Genomic DNA, 20,310 nt, shown 5'->3' on the forward strand with positions numbered 1-20,310 from the left:
CGTACCGAAGTTGTAGATACCTATGCTGCGATAGCATCACCGCAGTGTTCAACTTCTAGGTTACAGCCTGGGCTATCATTGCGGCTTTCCCCAAAATGATTGACTGCCATGACTGCCGACACCCTGACTCGCGTCCTTGCTACCAGCGATATGCTGATCATCAATGGGCTGCACGCCTTTGACTTCGAGCTTGATCAGCAACTGCAGATCCAAAGCATGGATGGCCGGGAACTCAAGCGCTGGACCTTCAGTCCAGAACAGTTGGAGGCGGCTACCTTTGACGAGAGCTTGCAAAGCTGGTTGCTGATCAACGACGACGGTGAACACCGTCTGGTCTGCTTGAGCGCCATCCAGGGCGACAACAATAACGACGAGGACGAAGCAGATGATGCGTAAATTCTGGCCCCTGCTGATGGCAGGCAGTGTCGGTGCGATGTCGGTGCAGGCCGCACCGGCCGATATCCATGAACTGTTGGTCGGCAGCTATACGGCCGGCACCAGTGAAGGGATCTACCGCCTGCAATTCGACAGTAGCACCGGGCAGTTCAGCGGCAAGCCGGTGCTGGCGGCGAAAACCGCCAACCCTTCCTGGCTGACGATTTCCAAAGACCAGAAGCAGTTGTTTGTGGTCAATGAAAACGGCCCCGGCCAGGCAGACCCGGTGGGGCGTGTCAGCAGCTATAGCATCGACCCCCAGAACCACCAGTTGACCCTGATCAACCAGGTGCAGAGCCTGGGCAATGAGCCGACCCATTCCAGTGTGGCCGCCGATGGGCGCTACCTGTTCGTCGCCAACTATTCGGTGGTGGAAGACCCGGGTGGCAGCCTCGCGATCCTGCCGGTGGATGCCAGCGGCAAGCTGTCGGCACCGGTGCAGTTGAGCGGGCACCCGGCCAGCCGTGTGAACCCGGAGCGCCAGGCGTCCAATCATGTGCATTCGGTGGTGTCGTCGCCGGACGGCAAGTATGTATTTGTGCAGGACCTGGGGGCGGACAAGGTGTTTGCCTACCGCTACGACCCCAAGGCCAATCATGAGCTGCCACTGACGGCGGCCGACCCGGCGTCGGTGCAGTTGCCACCGGGCAGCGGCCCGCGTCACTTGCTGTTCAGCGCGGACGGCAAGCACGCCTGGCTGACCACTGAGATGAGCGCCCAGGTAGCCGTGTTCGATTACAACGACGGCAAGCTGACGCAAACCCAGTTGCTCGACTATGCCGCCGGCCAATCGGTGTCCGACAAGGCCGGTGCGGCGTTGCATGCGTCAAACGACGGCAAATTCCTGTACGTGAGCAACCGTGGCACGGCCAATCAGATGCTGGTGTTCAGCATCGACCCGGCCACCGCGCACCTCAAGGAAATCCAGCGCCGTTCTGTCGAAGGCGACCATCCGCGTGAGTTCAGCCTCGACCCTAGCGGCAAATTCCTGCTGATCGCCAACCAGAAAAGCAATGAAATTGTCGTCGTCGAGCGCGACCCCAAGACCGGCCTGCTGGGTAAAACCGTGCAGAAATTGCCGATTGATGCCCCCAGTGACCTCAAGTTCCTGGTGCGTCAATAAGCCACAGGCCCCGCACTGCGGGGCCTGTGCCTTTGTATTAATCGCAGTGATAACGGCTACTGTTTCAAAGCATTTCTAAGGTTCAACCCTCGGGCGTAAGTTGGGTTCCAAGGCCTTCCCAGGCCACCCAACCAAACGAACACAAGGGTTACCGCCATGAATTTCAATCTCTTCTCGATCATCGCTGCTTCTGCTGTTTCCGCCACTGTGGCATTGCCTGCCGCTGCCAGCGTGGAAGTCAGCGGCAAAAAATCCAATGTCACGGCCTATACCCAGAAATACCTGCAACAGAGTGCCAACTTTTATGCGGCGCTAGATCACAAGATTCAAAACTGATTGTCGAGGGATTCAAACCCCAAGCCACTCGCGAGAGTGCCTTGGGGTTTGACGTATCTAGCGGATGGTCAACACCCGGCGCAAGGATTCATTCAAGTCTATTGCGCGCGCGCGGGTGAAGCTGGTCGAGATCACGTAATAGAACTCGGGACGATAGCCTTTGAACTGGCGCAATTGTTCCCAGTAAAACACCTGCTTGACCGGCGCACCGACGGGCCAGGATTGGCCGACGACTTGTGTCTCGGTATGGAGGATCACCTCGTTCAACCCTTTTACAAGTCGAAAGATCCACAGAATCTCGTCGGTGGGTTGCCGCCAGGCATAGTAGGGGCAGCGTGCGATGACATGCGCCGGGTCGTTACCGATGTCATCGGCTGGGTAGCCCTCAAGGTCCGGTGCCTCCAGGCGAACCACTGAGCCTCTGACCTCGGCGCTGGTTTTCTTGGAGTACACCTCGTAGGGCGGGCCGGATTTTCTCAATACGAAGCTGGTCTCCACCCGGCCTTCAGCGGCCATCCGTATATCAAGGTAATCGATGAACACTGAATAGACCTGGCCACCTCGTTTGATCTCGACAAATTTGTGAATGATTTTGACGCCACCTTTAGGCGGGTAGATGCGGAACATCACATCATAAAGATCACCCACCTGGCCCACGCTTGACGGCGTGCGAACCTGCAGCTCCAGAGGGTTTTCCCCCACGATTTCAAGGTCGATATAGCCAGGTGGCCCGCCATTGACGATGACTGGGCCATCCGTCAGTTGCTGGCCCAGGTTCACCGAGACCTCCACGCTGGCCGAACCAGGCGTCGAGATATTCCCCACTAGGTCTCGCACCTCGAGCCAGACGAGCAAGCGATCACTGTCGCCTGCTTCAACCAGATCCGCATAGGTCACCAGGATCACTGTGGGCTTGAGAGGCCCCGCAATGTTTTGCGTCTTGATCACCGATCCCCAGTGAAGATCGACTTCATCGGTTGGGTTGGTGTTTGGAGGTGGCTGTAGCGTGATCGTGACGCCTTTGCTGGCATTGCCTGGGACGATGACCGTCTCGGATACGCTGAATTTCAGTCCTGAATGCCCGGGTACTGTAGGGCCATCGTCGTCGTTACCGGCGGGAAGGTCGGTCTTGACCAGCGTCAGCAGCGGGTAAGACCTGTCGTAGTCCGTGCCTCCGGCATAGTGGACCACATACACCAGGGCATACGGGCCGTCGGGCAGGTCCTTCTGTTCGGCGGCGAAAAAGTAGGCGTTGTTCAGCTCCTCGCCAGGTTTAAGCTGCTTGGTGGCGAGTACCGACACGGTGCCGTTGTCGAGTAGTTTACCGACCGTAATGACATCGCCAGGGGCCGCGGCCCAGCCTTTGTCTACTTGAATCGTCGCGCGCGACTCAAACAACCACTTCGGGACGCCAGCGTCGTAGCCTTTGACGTTCTCACTCATGCCGGGAATGTAAAGCCGGTCGAGGTACTTGGGCGCCTTCTTTTCCTCCAGCGTCATGATGGTGTGTGATGGGGCCGGAACCTTCTGTTTGGCAGCGGCTTTGGTTTTGGTATTTCCCTCTGCCACTGCTGGCTTGGTCGCAGGCGCGGATATCTGGTTTTTTTTGGCTGGCATGACTGTTCTCCTGATCCTGAGACGTGTGCTGTTGGCGCTATCAAGCGCCTGAATCCGGGTATTGGCTACTGTCAGAATTAACAGGTGCCGAGCCAGGGCAACCCAGCACTACCTGTTAATTCTGACAGTAGGCAACCTGCGATTTCAGGCGTCTGATAACGGTAAGCCAGCAGCGCACATCGTGAGGATTCTCGCCATGCCCAAGACCAAAATACGTAACCCCCTCCTGCCGCCCATCGTTGTACCGCTGTTGGAACCGGTTATTGACGACGATATCGAAGGGGCCCATGGCGGTATTGGCCTGCGGCATACCGAGGTGCCGTTGGTGGTCTACCTGATCAACCCCAAAGATGGCGTCAATCCGGGCAGTGTTGCTTCACTGTACTGGGGCAACCGTAATGTTCCCGTAGCCTCTACGCCGATTCGCGAAGGCGAGGAAAACCTTGACTTGATCCCGTTGACCGTTCCCGCGCATCGTATCGTCGAGTACTGGGCCAACCCGGTATTTGGCAAGCTAAGGCGCAGCAGCGGTAATGAGTCATTCACCGAAGAAATCAAGTTACGGGTCAGCCTGTCTCGCCCCGGTGGCGAAGACAAAGACAGTCTGCCCGGCCACCAGGGGCTGGTGTATGAGCTCCCACCGGAGGTTTTGTTGCGTGGCGTCAACCAGCAGCAGGCACTGGCGGGTGTCAAGATCATCATTCGCTACTGGCTACACATGCGCGCTTATGACCTGATCACTCTGGCCTGGGGCTCGCAAGTGGTTCTGCACCGGGTCCAACCCGAGGAAGTGGGCCGTGACATCACCTTGACCGTCGACTACGCCACTATCAGCGCCGCGGGCAATAACCCGCTGACGCGCGTGGCTTACCAGGTGCGGGACGCGGGCGGCAATCTACCGGAGGAGCGGGCGCGCTGGTCGGCGGTGTCGTTGATTGATGTGCACCTTAATGAGGTGCGCCCCGAAGCGCCGTGGCTGCAGTTTCCAGACACCGGTACGCAAATCGACCTCGCGGAACTGGGCAGTTGGGATGTGGAGGTGGCCATTTGGGTCACCTCCCAGGAGACTAGCGCCTATTCCCACGTGACGCTGATCTGGGCCGGTTTGGACAGTGAAGGCAATTCGATCCCTCATACGCACACCGAAGAACTCAGTAGAGCAGGCCTTTATACCTTTGAGGTTCCCAACGCGCTGGTGAGCGCGATTGCCGAAGGCAGCGCGAGTGTGCATGCCCTGTATCAGAATGGCGCGGTGCAACAGCCTTCCGAAAAGCTCTATCTGGACGTCGTTGGGCAAGTCGTCAGGTGGCCGGCGCCGACGATAGACGAGGACCTGGGCGGGCATATCGAGCCGGATGTCAACGCGACCGTACGCTTCCCCCTTCAAGGGAGCTGGCCGAAGGACGGTTATATCGAAGTCATCTTCCGGGTCAGCAGCGCCGATAACACCATCGAACATCGCATCGGCCGCGAAGTCGACGATATCCCGCCCACGCCCGGTGGGGATTTGTTGTTTACGGTATACCCCGAGGAACTGCGGCGTTTCGACGGCCACCTGGCCGAAGTATTTTACGCCCACACCCGGCCCGGCGGCCGCCCGCAGGAGTCCCTGCGGTTGCAGGTCGTGGTGGGTCAGATCAAGCGTACGATGCCCAAGCCGATTGTCGACAAGGCGGTCAGCGGTCAGCTGAATCCGGATGATGTAGGCGCCTATGCCACCGTGTTTGCGCCGTTTGGCGAAACACTGCGCGGCGACTGGATCCGCATGTACTGGATTGGCCCGGGCGCCCGCACCGAGGTGCCGGTGCAGGTGGCCGTGAATGGCGCCACCACCACCCACTACATCGAAAAATACTACGTGGAGAACAACCTGGATGAGTCGGTGACGGTGTTCTACACGTTGACACGCGCTGATGAGGTGATGCCGCGGTATTCTGAGATCACCGAGCTGCTGATCAGCCGTGGCCTGGGAGAATTGCCGCCACCGACCTTGCTCGAAGCCCAGACGACCGGCCCCGACACTGCCGAACTGGAGCCGCTCAGGGTGCAACAAGGCACCCAACTGGTGGTGAGCTATGTGGGTATGCGCAACAACGACTCGATCAAAGTCAGCATGGAGGGTGCCGACAATGGTGGCTCTCCGGATATCCCGGCCAAGCCAGGCAATGAGACCTTGCAGGAGGTGGTGTTCGATATCTCCAAGGCGGCGATTGCGGCGAATATTCGCGACAGCGACACCACGGTAACATTCATGTATGTGGTGACCCGCGCTGGCCAGCCGACGACCTCGCGCACCTTGACGGTGACCGTGAAGCCGATACCCCAGGCTGAGTTGGCCAAAACGGCGCTCAAGATCAATCAGGCTAACGCGGCCACTCAAGTACTGGACTTGACTACGTTTACCGGCAATGCCACAGGGCAAATTGGTGTCTGGCCGTTTATCACTGCGCCTTACCCCGTCTGGTTGAAGTTGCTGGGGAAAACGGACAAGGGCGTTGATCATTCGCTGACAGTGTACAACGGGGCGGGCAGTGCAGCTGTCAACCCGACCTGGATCGCTAACGGAAAAATCGAACCAGGGATCGCTCGTAGTTATTTGAATGGATTGGGTGATGGCACCAAGCTGCAGATGGAGCTCAAGGCAGCGGTCAGCACAAGCAAGGATGAAACCCAGGCCATCCGTTTTCCGATAGTGGAGTACACTATTATCTCCGAAAAGCTGAATGATCTGACGACATTTAATAATCGTGATTGGAATGGCTGGTCCAGAGGGACGGGGGAAGTTGACATTAACTTGGCAGGCGGCAACTATTATTTGGCGACTTACACAAACGCCTTAACTCCAGCGGGAATAGGTAAAACTTATAATGGCGTGCAGGCTGGCAGGAGTTATCAAATATCGTTTGACGGAATGACAGCGTCAACCGCTTATGGTTATCAGCTAACGATATATGTAAATGGGCAACCCATTGTCTCTGATTTTTTTTGGTCGCCAAGTGGATGGCAATCATTCTCGAGAGTCTTTAGCCCCTCAGCCAGCTCCATGATAATTAGTTTGATTCTTAAATCACCTACAGGGGGTTATTATTCTTTTCATATTGATAATATCAGGGTGATGCTCTTGTAAGGTAATAAGAGTGCGGCAATACGGGACAGATTGATCTAAAATCAGTAGTTCTTAGAGACTATTACTGGTCGGGGGAGGGTTGGCATACTGTCTCGCACGATGTTGTTCCTGTAACACAGCCCGGTGACGTATATGTTCGTATTTCTCTGGGTTTCTTTAGAGAAGATGTTAAAGGTCCTGTCCATATAGACAATATTAGATTTGGGCCCAGATAGGACGGTACGAAGGAAATTTATTTAGAAGTGAGTCTGGCCCATACTCTCTCGGCGTGGGAGAGTATGGACGGATTTGTCTAAGGCTGAAGTATGAAAATAAACCTATTCTTTAATCCAACACTGAGTGTCGTCAGGGCTTTGCCATCACGGCAATAAACAGCGGCGACTCCAGGAACCGGTGTAGCCACGCCTGTAACCGGTCATACGCTGTACCCGCAAACCACTCCCGATCCACATGAGCAAACTGGCGCACAAACGGCGCCAGTGCCGCATCCGCCAGGCTCAGGTGTTCGGCGAGCAAGTACTCACGCTCCGCCAGCAAGCCTTCCAACTTCTGCAAGAACACCTCACCCTCGGCCCGATAATGCTCCATCGGCTGCTCCGGGTAGCGCTCGGCATACTTGTATCGATTCAAGTGATGCTTGAACACCTGATCATTCTCGGCAATCAACGCCAGCACCGCAGGGTCACCTTGCAGCAGCCAATCATCCGGGTCGTGCTGCGCCAGCGCCCATTGCATGATCTCCAGGCTCTCCTCGATCACTCGACCTTCGACACTCAACACCGGCACCGTACCCTTGGGCGACAGCGCCAGCATTTCGGCCGGCTTGGCCTTGAGGCTCACCTCGATGATTCGCACAGCAACACCTGAGTAACGCAAGGCCAGCCGTGCCCGCATCGCATACGGGCAGCGCCGGAACGAATACAGCAGCGCTTCGCTCACTTGACCTCCAACGTGCTCAGGCCATTGCCCTGGCGCTGTACCTGGATCTGCACCGGGATGCGTTCATGCATTTCCTGTACGTGGGAGATCACCGCCACCTTGCGCCCCTGGGCCTGCAAACCATCCAGAGCGTCCATCGCCAATTGCAAGGACTCCGGATCAAGGCTGCCAAAACCTTCGTCGATAAACAGCGACTCGATCTTCAAGGTGCTCGACGCCATCGAGGCCAGCCCCAACGCCAGTGCCAACGACACCAGGAAGGTTTCGCCACCGGACAGGGAATGCACCGAGCGCAGTTCATCGCCCATCTCTGTGTCCATCACCAGCAGCCCCAGCATGCTGCCGCCGCGTTTAAGCCGGTAGCGGCGCACCAGTTGGCGCAGTTGCACGTTGGCATGGTGCACCAGCAAGTCGAGGTTGTAGGCCTGGGCGATCTTGCGGAAGGTGTCGCCGGTGGCCGAGCCGATCAGCGCATTCAGGCGTGCCCAGCGCTGCCACTGCTCGTAAGCCTTGGCAATCTGTTCGGCCAGGGCCTGGTTGGCATTCTGGCGGCGCTGGTCTTCGGACTGGCGTGCGCGCAGTTCGGCGCAGTGTTTCTCACCCTCGAGCAATTGCTGCTCAAGCGTTGCCAGGGTGGCGTCCAACTGCTCGGCCTCTAGATTGCCATTGTGCAGGGCCTGGTGTTCGGCCAGGCGCTGTTCGCGCTCGTGCAGCAGAACCTTGGCTTGCTCGACGGCCTTTTCGCTGCTGTGCAGGTGCTGGCGCAACTGCGCGACCTGGGCTTCATCAAGGGCCAACAGGCGTGCCAGGCCCTGATCATCCAGGTCTGGGTGCAGGGCGCGCCATTCGCCGATGCGTGTCGCAAGGGCTTGCTGCTCCGCCTCCAATGCCTGCTGGTGGTGCTGTTGGGCCTTGAGGTCGGCGGCCAGCTGTACCTGGGCCGTGTGCACGGCGTGCAGTTCCTGGTTGGCGTCGGTCTCGCTTTGGCGCGACTGCGTGACGGCTTGCTCCAGCTGCTGTTGCCACTGCTCGGCGCTGGGGTGGTCCCCTAGCAAGGCGCGGAGTTTTTCCTGGACGGCGTGTTGCTGGTCGGCCAGCTCGGCGACTTGCAGATTCAAGGCGTCGAGTTGCTGCTGGCGATGCTGTTGGTGGGTGTGTTGTTTCTCGATGGCCTGTTGGCGCTCCTGCTGCTCGGCCTGCTCATCGCGATGATGGCCCAACTGCTCAAGGCGCTGGCTGACCTGCTGGTCGAGCTGCATGAAGGTCGCCGCAGGCGCGCTGCGCAAGCCTTCCAGCGCTTCGCTGGGCAACAGGCTGGCGAAGGCGCTGAGTTCCGCCTCCAGGCGTTCGCGGTCGCCGGCCAGTTGCCGTTGTTGGTCCACCAGCAATTGCCGGGCTTGCTGGCTGGCGTCCTGGGCCGCTTGCAATTGTTGCTGCAAGCGCCCGGCGTTCTGTTGCAGGTTGAGCAGGGCGCCTTGGCGTTGTTCGTCCTGGCTGATGCTTTGGGTCAATTGGGCCAATTGCTGGGCCAGCCAAGGGCTGCGCTTGGGGGTGTCCTGGGCGAACAGCGAGGCAGATAGTGGGTGGGCTTGCAGGCTCGGTGCCAAACCCTGCTGCTGGGTGGCCAACTGTTCCTGTTGTTGCAGGAACTCTTTTTGCTGAGCGATCAGGCCGCCCACTTCACCGCGCAGTTCGGTGAGTTTTTCCTTTAGGCTGTCGACGGCTTTCTGTGCCGCCGCCTCTTCACTTTCATCATGGCGGCCCAGGCTCTGCAGCAGAGCCTCGGGCTGGTGATAGGGGTGTTCGTGGCTGCCGCAAACCGGGCAGGGTTGGTCATCCTGCAACTGCTCGCGTAATTCCTCGACGCTGGCACTGCGGGCCAGGCGTTGGCGCTCAAGCAGTTGCTTGGTCACCGTCAGGGTTTGTTCGGCAACGGTGAGTTCGGCCTTGGTTTGCAGGCCGGTCTGGTTCAGTTGTTCGCGTTTTTGCGCGGCCTCGGCGAGCCTTTGCGTGAGCGCACCTGCCTGTTGATCCAACTGTTGCTGGCTGTCCCACAAGCGGGCCAGGTCTTCGAAGGCGCGCTGTTGCTTGCGATTGTCTTGCAGCAGGCTGGCCAGTAACTGGATTTGTTCGGCCACCGCGTGCGGTTCGGCACCGGCCTCGTGGTAGAGCAAATCCAGGGCTTCGCGCTGTTGGGTGAACTGTTCAATGGCGGCGCTGGCGCGCTGTTCGAGTTGCCCCAGCTCGGCCTGGCCTTGGTTGAGGCGATTACCGATCAGCACCAGTTGTTGCAGGCGGTCACGGTAGGCGTTCCAGGCATCGCTCAGCGGCGCGAGGGCGGCGCTGTGCTCAAGCTCGGTGGCCAGGCGTTGCAGGCGCTCGGTGCCTTGGGCCTGCGTGTGTTGCAAACCGTCGAGCAGGGCCTGGCCTTCGGTGCAGGCGCTTTCGTGCTGGTGTTTTTCCTCGTTGCGCTTGGCCAGTTCGCGGCTCACATGGGCAAGGGTGTTTTGCTCTTCGATGGCCTGGCGCAGCAGGGGCGCGGCGTCGGCCTGGTGTTTCAGGGCCTCGGCCAGCGCTGACTGGGCGGCCACTTGCTGGTGTTGCGCCTGTTCCTGGCGGGTGTGCAGGGCGGTTTGTTGCTCGAGGTGCTGGGCAATCTGTGCCGCCAGGGGCGTCAGCAAGGTGGCGAGTTCTGCCTGGCGCAGGAAGTGATGGCGTTGCGGTGCCAACTGCTCCAGAAGGCTCAGGTCCTGGCGTTGCTGACCTTGGTCGGCCCAGGTCTGCTCGTCGCGTTGCAGTTGCTCCACAGCATGCTGATGGCGCTCCTGCCATTCACGCAGTTCCTTGAGCCAGGTGTGCTGCAACTCCAGCTGCTTGAGCTGGGCTTGTTGGCTCTTGAGCTGCTGCTGGGCTTGGGCCAACTGTTGATCCAGCTCGGCGCGGGCTTCGGGGGCCAGGGGCACCACGCCGGTGGCTTGGTCCTGCAGCTGTTTGTGGGCGTCCTTGGCCTCTTTGGCCTTGTCGAACGCACGGCGGCCGAGCTGGGTGTAGAGCGCGGTGTCGGTGAGCTTTTCCAGCAGTTCGCTGCGCTCATTGTCATTGGCCTTGAGGAAGGCGCTGAACTCGCTTTGCGCCAGCAGCACCGCACGGGTGAACTGTTCGAAGTTCAGGCCCAGGGCCAATTCCAGCTGGGTCTTGTATTCGGTTTTCTGGCTGGCCAGCAGTTGGTCGCTGTCCAGGTCGATCAGGCTTTGCCGGCTGTTCTGTAACTTGCCGCTGGCCTTGTCGCGGGCGCGGTTGGCTTCCCAGCGCGCACGGTAGCGACGGCCACTGACACCGACAAAATCCACCTCGGCATAGCCGCCGCCAGTGCCGCGGCGAATCAGGGTGCGCGGGTCGCCGATGGAAATATCCGTGTCGGCGTCCGGCATCTTGGCCTGGCCGGTGTCACCCAGGCGTGGCACCGCGCCAAACAGCGCCAGGCACAACGCATCGAGCAGGGTGCTTTTCCCTGCGCCGGTCGGCCCGGTGATGGCGAACAGACCCGCACTGGCCAGGGGCTCGGCGGTAAAGTCGATTTCGAACGGGCCCGCCAGGGAGGCGAGGTTTTTCAGGCGGATGGCGAGGATCTTCATGGCTGTTCGCCCTCCTGTTGTACTTCCTGGAGCAGCACGGCGAAGTCCTTCAAGGTCTGTTCATCCACCTCACTGCCGTAGCTGTCTTGCCAGGCGCGGCTGAACAGTTCCTGGGGCGTGAGCTGGTCGAGTTCGATCAGTTGCGCATCGTCTACCTCTGCGCTGCCGCGTGTGCCGGCATACTCGGCGGCGATCCGCACCAGGCGCACGGCCTTGCCTTGCAGGGCGGTTTCGATCTGTTGGCGCAGGTCCGGTTGCGGCTCGTCGAGGCGCACGCGCACTTCCAGCCAGGGGTGGCGCTGGGTTTCGGCGAGCAGGTCGATGTCGGGCAGTTCACCCAGTTGCTTGAGAATATCGGCCAGGGGCGCGGCTTCCAGGCGTTGCAGGTTGACGGAGCGGGGAATCAGGATCGGTTCACAGCCCACCAGCCGTTCGCCCTGGAACGTCACGTCGAGAATCTGGTGCTTGTAGCCGATTTCGGAGAACGACAGGGGGATTGGCGAGCCGCTGTAGCGAATGCGCTCCTCGCCATTGACCTTTTGCGGCTTGTGCAAATGGCCGAGGGCCACATATGCCACGCTTCGGTCGAACAGTGTGGCGGGCAGCGCCTCGGCATTGCCGATGATCAGGCTGCGTTCGGAGTCTTCGGATACCGACCCACCGGCCATGTGCGCATGGCTGATGGCTATCAACGCCTGGCCTTTGTTGCGCTTGGCATTGGCGGCCGCGATCAGCCATTCATGCACTTGGCCGATGCCGCGCAGGTAATCATCGCCCAGCTGTGCGCCGGTGACTTCCGCCGGGCGCAGGAAGGGCAGCGCCAGGCACCAGGCGGCGATCTTGCCTTTGGCATTGGGCAGCGGGATCAGCAGGCGGTCGGCATCCAGTTGCCCGTCATCCAGCCACAGCACTCGGCCCAGGGCATGGGTGCGCAAGCGGCGCATCAGAGGCGCAGGCAGCTCAATGCGCGAACCGGAGTCATGGTTGCCGGCAATCATCACAATGGTCAGTGTCGGCTGTTGTTCGTGGGCGCTGATGATGAAGTCATACAAGCGCTCCTGGGCCTTGAGCGGCGGGTTGACCGTGTCGAAGATATCGCCGGCGATCAACAGCACGTCCGGGCGCTGTGCCTTGAGTTGGCCCAGCAGCCACTCAAGGAAACAGGCGTGTTCGAAGTCGCGTTCCTGGCCGTGGAGGTTTTGGCCCAAGTGCCAGTCGGAGGTATGAAACAGACGCAAGGCGAACTCCGTGGAGAAGATGAAAAGGAGGGGAGTTTACCTGTAAAAGTGCACGCGGACTCATGGCCGACGCGATCAACGGAGTGTGGGCTAGCCCTGATGGCTGATTGTAGGAGCGAGCTTGCTCGCGAAAAACGTCAACGATAACGCGTGTTTTCTGGATAAACCCGGCGCTTGTGAGTTTTTCGCGGGCAAGCTCGCTCCTAGGGGGTTATGGCGTGTTAGTGGGGTTGGGTTGCAGGCAATCGAGCGCACGGTCGGCGAGGGTGCGGGCCATGTCGATCAGGCGACGCAGATCCACTGTGGGAGCTGGCTTGCCTGCGATGGATGAGTATCAGCCAGCACATCTGCCGACTGTTACACCGCCATCGCGGGCAAGCCCGCTCCCACAGGGTTTTGTGGTGTTGGTCGAGGCTGGGTTACTTGGGGTAGAGCGGCGGCAAACTGGTGGTGTCGGTGGCCGGGTCTTGCTCGCGTTCGGCCACGGGGATCGCCTTGATGGCACGCCATTGATCGTTCCCACGCTCTGCGTGGTAATGCATCCCGTGACGCTCTGCGTCACCATTGCACAGGGCGTGAAGCCTGGACGCGGAGCGTCCGGGCGGCATTCCCACGCAGAGCGTGGGAACGATCAGGCTCGGGGTTACTTGGGGTAGAGCGGCGGCAAGCTGGCGGTGTCGGTGGCCGGGTCTTGTTCGCGTTCGGCCGCAGGAATGGCCTTGATCGCTCGCCATTGATCGTTCCCACGCTCTGCGTGGTAATGCATCCCGTGACGCTCTGCGTCACCGTTGCACAGGGCGTGAAACCTGGACGCGGAGCGTCCGGGGCGGCATTCCCACGCAGAGCGTGGGAACGATCAGGCTCGGGGGTTACTTGGGGTAGAGCGGCGGCAAACTGGTGGTGTCGGTGGCCGGGTCTTGCTCGCGTTCGGCCACGGGGATGGCTTTGATCGCACGCCACAGGTCATCACCCAACCAGTACTGGCCGCTTTCGCTGTACAGCGCGCCATTCAAGCCATCCAGGGCATCGGACAGCGGCACAAACCGTGCGGCCATGTCGGCCAGGGTTTCGGGTTGTTGCCTTGCCCAGGCGTCGAGGGCCTGGCGGGTGGCGTGGGGGTCGTTGGCCTGGGTGGCGCGCTTGAGGTCGTCGAGCAGGGTGCGTGGGCTGGGGCCGGTTTGCGCGGCGCGTTGTACCGCCGGTTGCCGGCGTGCGCGCCACCAAAGGCCAAAGCCTAGCAGGGTGGTGCAGGCCAGTATCAGTGTGCTCAGTTGCCATAGCCACAGGCGGTCATCGTCGGGGGCGGTGATGATGGTCGGTGTCGCCGGGGTGTCCACCACCAGGCTGGGGTTCACCGCCACGTGCACGGTGCGCGCCGGCAGACTGGTGCGTTCCAGATGATCTTCGTGGGTGTTCCACCACACCACTTCCACGGCGGGCAGTTCCAGCTCGCCGGCGCGGGTCGGCACCAGGGCTTCGCGGTCTTCACGGCTGCCGGTCAGGCCGCGGTCGCTGGTACGGTTAGCCATCACTGGTTGGTCGGGGTAGCGGCGCAGGCCGTTGACCTCGGTGCCGGGCAGCGCCGGCAGCTGTGCGCTGGACAGGCCTTCGGCCTCCACGGTAAGGCTGCGGGTCAGGGAATCGCCGACTTGCACGTGGTCCGGCGTGGGGTTCCAGCCTTCGCTCAAGGTCAGGCTGCGCGCGGGCAGCCAGGGAGTGTCGGCGGGGTAGGCGTCCGGTTTGGGTTTGACCGTCAAGGGCAGGGGCGCGGAGCTGACGTGAATCATCTTGCCCGGCTTGGTGCCCTGCAGGGTGTTTTCCTGGGGCGGTCGCGATTCCACCAGGGTGGCGCTGAAGGTCTGCGCCGGAATCACCACAGCGCCGCTGTGTTGCGGGTAGAGGGCGTAGCGGGTTTCGATCACGCCATGGCGAATGCTGTTGATGACCTTTTCATAGGTGCGTGATTCGCCCAGTTGTTCAACACGAGCATCCGGTATCTGCAAGGGCGTGAGGCTGCTGTCGTCATACAGCGACACCGAGTGGTACACGCGCACGGTCAACAGGGCCTGGGCCTGCACGTAAACGCTGGTCTGGTCGAGGCTGGCTTCGATGAACACCGGGGCCAGTTCGGCGCTGGTGTTCTGGCTCGCGCTTTCCACCACTTGCAGGGTGATCGGCTGGGTCTTGAGCGCGCCCACCTGCAGCGGCGGGATCACCACGTTGCCGTTTACCTTGGGCAACAGGGTGATGATCCAGCGGGTGGTGGCGTGGTTGTCGCCGTCCAGCGTGGTGAGTTGGTTGATCTGGCGGGTGCCGCTGACTTCGAACTGCGCGTCCAGGGGCGACAGGTCCGGTTTGCCAAACTGGGTCACATCACTGGATTGCACCGTCAGCTCCACCGTTTCCCCGGAGTTGAGGCGGCTGCGGTCTACGCTGGCGACCAAGTCCGCCGCCTGGGCGTGGCCTGCCGACAACGCGAGCAGGAGCAAAAGGGTGGTGCGGCGGCTCATCGAGTGGTGTCCTGATGTTGTTGCTGTTCGTACCAGAATTTGCGGCGCAACAGCTCGCCGGGGTTGTCCGGGATCTCCTGCAACCATTGCTCCAGTGCTTGGCGGCGCTCGCCTTCCAGGCGTGTGTCGGCGGGGCGCAGTGGCGGCGTGGTGGTCTGCTCGTCGCCCAGTTCGCTGCCAGGCACTTCATTACCGCCTGGCTGTGGCGCGGCGCCTGTCTGAGTCTCAGCGGTACCGGCTTCGCCCTGGCCGTGGGACGATTGCTCGCCGTCCTGGGCCGTTTGTGCGCTGGTGCCCGGTTGCGCAGTTTGGCCGGGTTGGGCGGTTTCGTCATCTGCGTTTTTTGCGGGCGGGTCCGGCTCGGGCTGCGCTTGCTCCTGCATCAGCGCTTCAACCAGGGCTTTGTTTTTCAGCGCGGGCTGCAAATCGGGCTGGGCTTCTAGGGCTTGTTCATACGCATCAAGGGCCGCTTCAAGTTCACCGGCCTTGGCCAGGGCATTGCCGCGGTTATAGTGGGAATAGGCGTCGCTGCCTTGGGCAAACCGCTTGATGGCCTCGGCGTAATTGCCGGCTTCATACAACGCAACGCCTTGCCATTGCGGGTCCTGGAAGTGTTCGGCGGCTTCGGCCGGGCGTTTGTGCTTGAGCAGGTACTGGCCTTGTTGGTCGGGGCGAAGCCACAGGTCCTGCAGCCCAAAGGCGTAGCTGGGTTGCGGCGCGCCCATCAGCAGCAAGGGCAGGCAGAACAGCCAGCCGCGACGCCCGGCGCACGCGGCCAGCAGCAACAACGGCAAAAGCAGCCAGTAACCCTGATCGGCCCAGCTGTCCAGGCGCAGCCGTTGGCCGTCGTCGCGCAGGGCTTGGGCGCTGTCGAGCATGCCGAGTTGGCGCAGGTCCTTGTCATCCAGGCGCGCCGCACGGTAGCGGCCGCCCATTTCGCTGGCGAACGCCTTGAGGGTCGGGCTGTCGAGGCGCGGCACCAGGATCGCGCCCTGGTCGTCCTTGAGGAATTCGCCGCTCTCCTGAGTCACCGGCGTACCTTCGCGACTGCCGATGCCGAGGATCGACAACGTTGGAGCCTGGGCACTTTGCAGTTGCAGGCGGATGCCCTGGCGCTCTTGTTTGGACAATGAGGAACCGATCAGCAGCAGGCGCCCCTGGCCGAGACCGCCTTGCTTGAGCAGGCCCAGGGCTTTTTCCACAGCCAGATCGGCACGATGGCCGGGCTCTGGCATGATCGAAGGGCGCAGGGCTTCCAACAGGTTGCGGCTGGTGGCCAGGTCATCGGACAGCGGCACCAAGGTATGGGCGCTGCCGGCATACACGATGATGGCTGTTTGCGCATCGGTGCGTGCTTGCAGCAAGTCATACAGCTTGCGCCGTGCCTGTTCCAGGCGGTTGGGCGGGCTGTCGGTGGCGAGCATTTCCGGGGTCAGTTCCAGCAGCACCACCAGGGGGTCGGAAGGTTTCTGGCTGGCCTGTTCAACCCGTTGCCAACTGGGGCCCAGCAGCGCCAGCACGGCCAACAGCCAGGCGATGCCGAGCACCACCCATGGCGATTTACTCTCGCGGCCATTGCCACCACTGAGCAACTCGGCATGGAACGCCGGCGGCAGGATCATCTGCCAGCGCCCGGCGCGCTTTTGCCGGTGCCACAACTGCCACAGCAACCAGCCAAGCAGGGGCAGCAATAACAGCCACCAGGGGCGCAACCAGTGCGGCCACAGCGCGATCATCGACGCCTCCGCAAGCGCAGGCGCTGTAGGCGCTGGCGCCATTCAGGGTGTTGCTGCAAAAAGATGCCCCTGCTCGATAGCCTATTGAAGCCGCGCTGCAGCGCGTTGTTCGGCCAGCGTTCCTGGATCACCAGCAACAGGCTCAACACCAACGCCAAGGCCAACGGGCCGCTGTACAGCGCCTGGGCCGGGCGGGCCTGGGTGGGTTGTTGCTCCACGGGCTCCAGGGTGTCGAGGGTGTCCTTGATCTTTAGCAGTTCCTCGCCGTCTCGGGCGCGGAAATACTGGCCGCCAGTGGCCTCGGCCAGAGCCTTGAGCGCCGGTTCGTCGAGGTCCAGGCTCGGGTTCACGCCGAGGATGCCCAGGGAGCCGGTTTGCTCGGGGTCGGCACCGATGCCGATGGGGTAGATTTTCACGCCTTCCTCGGCCGCCAGGCGTGCGGCGGTCAACGGGTCGATCTGCCCGGCGTTGTTGGCGCCGTCGGTGACCAGGATCAGCACGCGGCTTTGCGCCGGGCGTTGGCGCAGACGCTTGAGGGCCAGGCCGATGGCGTCGCCGATGGCGGTGTTCTTGCCGGCAATGCCGATGCGCGCTTCATCCAGCCAGGTGCGCACGGTGCGGCGGTCAAAGGTCAGGGGCGCTTGCAGGTAGGCTTGGCTGCCGAACAGGATCAGGCCCACGCGGTCACCTTCACGCTCCTCCAGAAAGTCTCCCAGCAGGTGCTTGACCAGGGCCAGGCGGCTGACGTCCTCGTCCTGCCAATGCATGTCGGGAAAATCCATGGAGCCGGAGACGTCCACGGCCACCAGCAAATCCCGGCCGCTGGCAGCAATCGGCAAGGGTTCGCCCAGCCATTGCGGGCGGGCGGCGGCGGTCAACAGCAGCAGCCACAGCACCACGAAGGGGGCTTGCTGGCGCCAGCCGGGCAGATTGACGCGGGCACGGCGGCGGGCCAAACCTTCGAGGTCGCTGAGGTAGCTGACTTTGAGCGCCGGTTCGCCGCTGTCGGCCACGGGCAGCACCAGGCGCATGACCCAGGGCAGTGGCAACAGGGCGAAGATCCACGGCCAGGCGAACTCAAACATGTTTGCGAATCCAGGTGTCGACGGCTTGGGTGAGACCGGCGATGGCTTTGTCGTCGAGCTTGCATTCGGGTTTGTAGGCGCCTTCCACCAACACCATCCAGCGCGTCAGGCCGGCGGCGGGGCAGCGGTTGTCCAGGAAGGCCAGCCATTTGCGCCCGTTGAGGGTATGGCTCTGGCTATAAGGGTAGTCGTTACGGCACAGGCGCTTAAGCAGGCCGTTGAGTTGCTGCAACCAGGCGCCCGCAGGCGCACCGTCGTAGGGCTTGGGCATCAAAGCCAGCTCGGCCAGGGCGGCGATACGCAACGGGTCCAGCGGTTGTTCGGCGCGGGCCACAGGGCGGCGGGCCGGCAGGAAACGACGCAGCCACCACAAGCCCCAACCGAGCAGTGGGATCACCAGCAGCAACAGCCACCAGCCCGGCGCAGGTGGCCAGAAGCCAATGGCGGGCGGGGCGATCAGCGGTTGCAGTTGGTCCAGGCTGCTCATGGTTTTTTAACCGGGCGTTGCGGGTTGAGGTATTCGCGCAGTTGCTCGACCATTTCACTCTGGGTGCTCAAGGGCATCAACAACAGCCGCAGTTTCTGCGCGAGCAGTTCCCAGCGGGCGATACGCGCTTCGGCTTGGGCCTTGTAGGCCTGGCGCAGGTCGATGTTCAGTGTGTCCAGTTCCAGTTGCGCACCTCTTTGTGCGAAACGCAGCAGCCCGGCGGCGGGCAGGGCGTGGTCCAACGGGTCGGAGATTGGCAACAACAGCAGGTCGCAATGGCGCGCCAGCAGGCTCAGCTGTTGCTCGGCGCCTTCGGTGAGGGCGCGTTCATCACAGATCACCACCACCAGGCTGCCCGGGCGCAGTACCTCGCGGCCACGGCGCAAGGCCATGCCCAGGGCATCCGCTTCCGGCTGACGCTCGGTATCCAGGCTCTGGTTGACCCGCACCAGCCGGTTAAGCAGTTGCAACAGGCTTTGCTTGCTGCGCCGTGGCTTGATCTCGTAGTGCTCGTTGTCGCCGAATACCAGCCCGCCCACCCGGTCGTTGTGGCCCAGGGCGGCCCAACCAATCAGGCTGGCGGCCTGGGCGGCAAGCACCGACTTGAACATTTGCCCCGAACCGAAAAACAGCCGGCAACTTTGCTCGACCATGATGAAAATCGGTCGCTCGCGCTCTTCGTGGAACAGCTTGGTGTGCGGCTCCTGGGTACGCGCCGTCACGCGCCAGTCGATGGTGCGTACGTCGTCGCCGGCCTGGTACACGCGCACCTGGTCGAAATCGACGCCACGCCCGCGCAGCTTGGAGTGATGCAGGCCCACCAGCGGGCTACGCTGGCCAGGCGTGGAGAACAACTGCACCTCACGCACGCGGTGGCGCATCTCAATCAATTCACTGAGGGTTACGCGGATGCCATCGCTTGCGTTCATCGACTTCAAGCGACGGCAACGACGTCGAGAATGCGTTGCACCACGCGGTCCTGGTCGACACCGGCGGCCTCGGCCTCGAACGACAGGATGATGCGGTGACGCAGCACGTCGAACAAGACCGCCTGGATATCTTCCGGGCTGACAAAATCGCGACCGGCCAGCCAGGCATGGGCCCGGGCACAACGGTCCAGGGCGATGGAACCACGGGGGCTGGCGCCATAGGCGATCCACTCGGCCATTTCCGGATCGAACTTCGCAGGGGTGCGCGTGGCCATCACCAGTTGCACCAGGTATTCCTCCACGGCATCGGCCATGTACAGGCCGAGGATTTCCTTGCGCGCAGCAAAGATGGCCTGCTGACTGACCCGGCGCTCGGGTTTGGTTTCGCCATTGAGTGCTTCGCCGCGGGCTTGCTGCAGGATGCGACGCTCGACGGCGGCGTCCGGGAAGCCGATCTTGACGTGCATCAGGAACCGGTCGAGCTGCGCTTCGGGCAGCGGGTAGGTGCCTTCCTGTTCGATGGGGTTCTGCGTGGCCATCACCAAAAACAGCGGCGACAGCTCATAGGTGCTGCGGCCTACGCTGACCTGGCGCTCAGCCATCGCTTCAAGCAAGGCCGACTGGACCTTGGCCGGGGCACGGTTGATTTCGTCTGCGAGCACCAGGTTATGGAAGATCGGCCCCTGCTGGAACACGAAACTGCCGGTTTCCGGGCGATAGATCTCAGTGCCGGTGATGTCGGCGGGCAGCAGGTCGGGGGTGAACTGAATACGATGGAACTGCGCTTCGATCCCTTCGGCCAACTCCTTGATCGCCTTGGTCTTGGCCAGCCCCGGTGCGCCTTCGACCAGCATATGGCCGTCAGCGAGCAGGGCGATCAGCAGGCGATCGATGAGTTTTTCCTGGCCGAGAATCTGCGTAGAAAGAAAGGTTCGCAGCGCAAGCAGCGCTTCACGATGTTCCATCGATGACGGTTCCTGGAAAGATGAGCCTGGGTGTCGTGACAGAACACCGGGCCTGGGGCGTTTACTTTAATGCATCGCGGGGTGCGGCGACTAACGGCTTGATGGGTATTTTTAGCAAAACCCATGGGATAGCAAGCGTCTGGGCAGG

At 61.5% G+C, this 20,310-nt stretch carries 16 protein-coding genes; 4 read left to right on the top strand and 12 right to left on the bottom strand.

From position 1 onward, the window contains the following. The first annotated feature begins 108 nt into the window (after positions 1-108). From AC07S6_RS21395 to AC07S6_RS21405, 3 genes are all read left to right on the top strand, one after another. Positions 109-396, top strand: a complete 288-nt coding sequence (locus AC07S6_RS21395) for a DUF5629 family protein (protein WP_014718303.1) — start codon at positions 109-111, stop codon at positions 394-396. Then, entirely contained in the window at positions 386-1,558 is a 1,173-nt protein-coding gene (locus tag AC07S6_RS21400) for a lactonase family protein (protein WP_495112983.1), read from the top strand. Before AC07S6_RS21395 ends, AC07S6_RS21400 begins: the two co-directional genes overlap by 11 nt. Before the next feature lie 156 nt (positions 1,559-1,714). Further along, on the top strand, positions 1,715-1,894 hold the full coding sequence (locus AC07S6_RS21405; protein WP_495112984.1) for a hypothetical protein: 180 nt from the start codon (positions 1,715-1,717) through the stop codon (positions 1,892-1,894). A 57-nt stretch (positions 1,895-1,951) separates the two neighbouring features. On the opposite strand, the gene AC07S6_RS21410 is transcribed toward AC07S6_RS21405, so the two are convergent. Next, positions 1,952-3,511, bottom strand: a complete 1,560-nt coding sequence (locus AC07S6_RS21410; RefSeq protein WP_495112985.1) for a hypothetical protein — start codon at positions 3,509-3,511, stop codon at positions 1,952-1,954. A 196-nt stretch (positions 3,512-3,707) separates the two neighbouring features. On the opposite strand from AC07S6_RS21410, the gene AC07S6_RS21415 reads away from it, so the two are divergent. Then, positions 3,708-6,638: a carbohydrate binding domain-containing protein gene (locus tag AC07S6_RS21415; protein ID WP_495112986.1), complete on the top strand. Its 2,931-nt coding sequence runs from the start codon at positions 3,708-3,710 to the stop codon at positions 6,636-6,638. A gap of 345 nt (positions 6,639-6,983) precedes the next feature. On the opposite strand, the gene AC07S6_RS21420 is transcribed toward AC07S6_RS21415, so the two are convergent. The 11 genes from AC07S6_RS21420 to AC07S6_RS21470 form a co-directional block, all read right to left on the bottom strand. Then, positions 6,984-7,577 (bottom strand): glutathione S-transferase, encoded by a 594-nt coding sequence (locus tag AC07S6_RS21420; protein WP_495112987.1) that lies wholly within the window; start codon positions 7,575-7,577, stop codon positions 6,984-6,986. Beyond that, positions 7,574-11,212, bottom strand: a complete 3,639-nt coding sequence (locus tag AC07S6_RS21425) for an AAA family ATPase (RefSeq protein ID WP_495112988.1) — start codon at positions 11,210-11,212, stop codon at positions 7,574-7,576. The genes AC07S6_RS21420 and AC07S6_RS21425 overlap by 4 nt, the downstream gene beginning before the upstream one ends. Beyond that, complete coding sequence (locus AC07S6_RS21430; RefSeq protein WP_495112989.1) at positions 11,209-12,450, bottom strand: exonuclease SbcCD subunit D C-terminal domain-containing protein; 1,242 nt, start codon at positions 12,448-12,450, stop codon at positions 11,209-11,211. The genes AC07S6_RS21425 and AC07S6_RS21430 overlap by 4 nt, the downstream gene beginning before the upstream one ends. 419 nt (positions 12,451-12,869) lie before the next feature. Next, complete coding sequence (locus AC07S6_RS21435; RefSeq protein WP_254989527.1) at positions 12,870-12,992, bottom strand: hypothetical protein; 123 nt, start codon at positions 12,990-12,992, stop codon at positions 12,870-12,872. A 101-nt stretch (positions 12,993-13,093) separates the two neighbouring features. Then, positions 13,094-13,216, bottom strand: a complete 123-nt coding sequence (locus AC07S6_RS21440) for a hypothetical protein (RefSeq protein WP_495112990.1) — start codon at positions 13,214-13,216, stop codon at positions 13,094-13,096. Between the two features lie 103 nt (positions 13,217-13,319). Further along, the gene (locus AC07S6_RS21445) at positions 13,320-14,960 is read right to left on the bottom strand and encodes a BatD family protein (RefSeq protein WP_019820202.1); all 1,641 of its coding nucleotides are present in this window, start codon (positions 14,958-14,960) and stop codon (positions 13,320-13,322) included. Further along, positions 14,957-16,696 (bottom strand): tetratricopeptide repeat protein, encoded by a 1,740-nt coding sequence (locus AC07S6_RS21450; protein ID WP_495112991.1) that lies wholly within the window; start codon positions 16,694-16,696, stop codon positions 14,957-14,959. Before AC07S6_RS21450 ends, AC07S6_RS21445 begins: the two co-directional genes overlap by 4 nt. After that, a complete protein-coding gene (locus AC07S6_RS21455) occupies positions 16,693-17,781 on the bottom strand; it encodes a vWA domain-containing protein (RefSeq protein WP_197884102.1) in 1,089 nt (362 codons plus the stop codon). Before AC07S6_RS21455 ends, AC07S6_RS21450 begins: the two co-directional genes overlap by 4 nt. Next, positions 17,774-18,268, bottom strand: coding sequence for a DUF4381 domain-containing protein (locus tag AC07S6_RS21460; protein WP_003190798.1), 495 nt, complete (start codon positions 18,266-18,268; stop codon positions 17,774-17,776). The genes AC07S6_RS21455 and AC07S6_RS21460 overlap by 8 nt, the downstream gene beginning before the upstream one ends. Beyond that, positions 18,265-19,197: a DUF58 domain-containing protein gene (locus tag AC07S6_RS21465; RefSeq protein ID WP_014718313.1), complete on the bottom strand. Its 933-nt coding sequence runs from the start codon at positions 19,195-19,197 to the stop codon at positions 18,265-18,267. The genes AC07S6_RS21460 and AC07S6_RS21465 overlap by 4 nt, the downstream gene beginning before the upstream one ends. 5 nt (positions 19,198-19,202) lie before the next feature. Continuing rightward, positions 19,203-20,162 (bottom strand): AAA family ATPase, encoded by a 960-nt coding sequence (locus AC07S6_RS21470; RefSeq protein WP_020301524.1) that lies wholly within the window; start codon positions 20,160-20,162, stop codon positions 19,203-19,205. Between the last annotated feature and the right edge of the window lie 148 nt (positions 20,163-20,310).

The sequence above is a fragment of the Pseudomonas sp. GW821-FHT07B01 genome, from assembly GCF_059419065.1.

Excerpts from the sequence above, each read along its gene's own strand:
- AC07S6_RS21395 (WP_014718303.1), top strand. The coding sequence starts at position 109 with ATGACTGCCGACACCCTGACTCGCGTCCTTGCTACCAGCGATATGCTG.
- AC07S6_RS21400 (WP_495112983.1), top strand. The coding sequence starts at position 386 with ATGATGCGTAAATTCTGGCCCCTGCTGATGGCAGGCAGTGTCGGTGCG.
- AC07S6_RS21405 (WP_495112984.1), top strand. The coding sequence starts at position 1,715 with ATGAATTTCAATCTCTTCTCGATCATCGCTGCTTCTGCTGTTTCCGCC.
- AC07S6_RS21410 (WP_495112985.1), bottom strand. The coding sequence starts at position 3,511 with ATGCCAGCCAAAAAAAACCAGATATCCGCGCCTGCGACCAAGCCAGCA.
- AC07S6_RS21415 (WP_495112986.1), top strand. The coding sequence starts at position 3,708 with ATGCCCAAGACCAAAATACGTAACCCCCTCCTGCCGCCCATCGTTGTA.
- AC07S6_RS21425 (WP_495112988.1), bottom strand. The coding sequence starts at position 11,212 with ATGAAGATCCTCGCCATCCGCCTGAAAAACCTCGCCTCCCTGGCGGGC.
- AC07S6_RS21435 (WP_254989527.1), bottom strand. The coding sequence starts at position 12,992 with ATGCATTACCACGCAGAGCGTGGGAACGATCAATGGCGTGCCATCAAG.
- AC07S6_RS21440 (WP_495112990.1), bottom strand. The coding sequence starts at position 13,216 with ATGCATTACCACGCAGAGCGTGGGAACGATCAATGGCGAGCGATCAAG.
- AC07S6_RS21445 (WP_019820202.1), bottom strand. The coding sequence starts at position 14,960 with ATGAGCCGCCGCACCACCCTTTTGCTCCTGCTCGCGTTGTCGGCAGGC.
- AC07S6_RS21450 (WP_495112991.1), bottom strand. The coding sequence starts at position 16,696 with ATGATCGCGCTGTGGCCGCACTGGTTGCGCCCCTGGTGGCTGTTATTG.
- AC07S6_RS21455 (WP_197884102.1), bottom strand. The coding sequence starts at position 17,781 with ATGTTTGAGTTCGCCTGGCCGTGGATCTTCGCCCTGTTGCCACTGCCC.
- AC07S6_RS21460 (WP_003190798.1), bottom strand. The coding sequence starts at position 18,268 with ATGAGCAGCCTGGACCAACTGCAACCGCTGATCGCCCCGCCCGCCATT.
- AC07S6_RS21465 (WP_014718313.1), bottom strand. The coding sequence starts at position 19,197 with ATGAACGCAAGCGATGGCATCCGCGTAACCCTCAGTGAATTGATTGAG.
- AC07S6_RS21470 (WP_020301524.1), bottom strand. The coding sequence starts at position 20,162 with ATGGAACATCGTGAAGCGCTGCTTGCGCTGCGAACCTTTCTTTCTACG.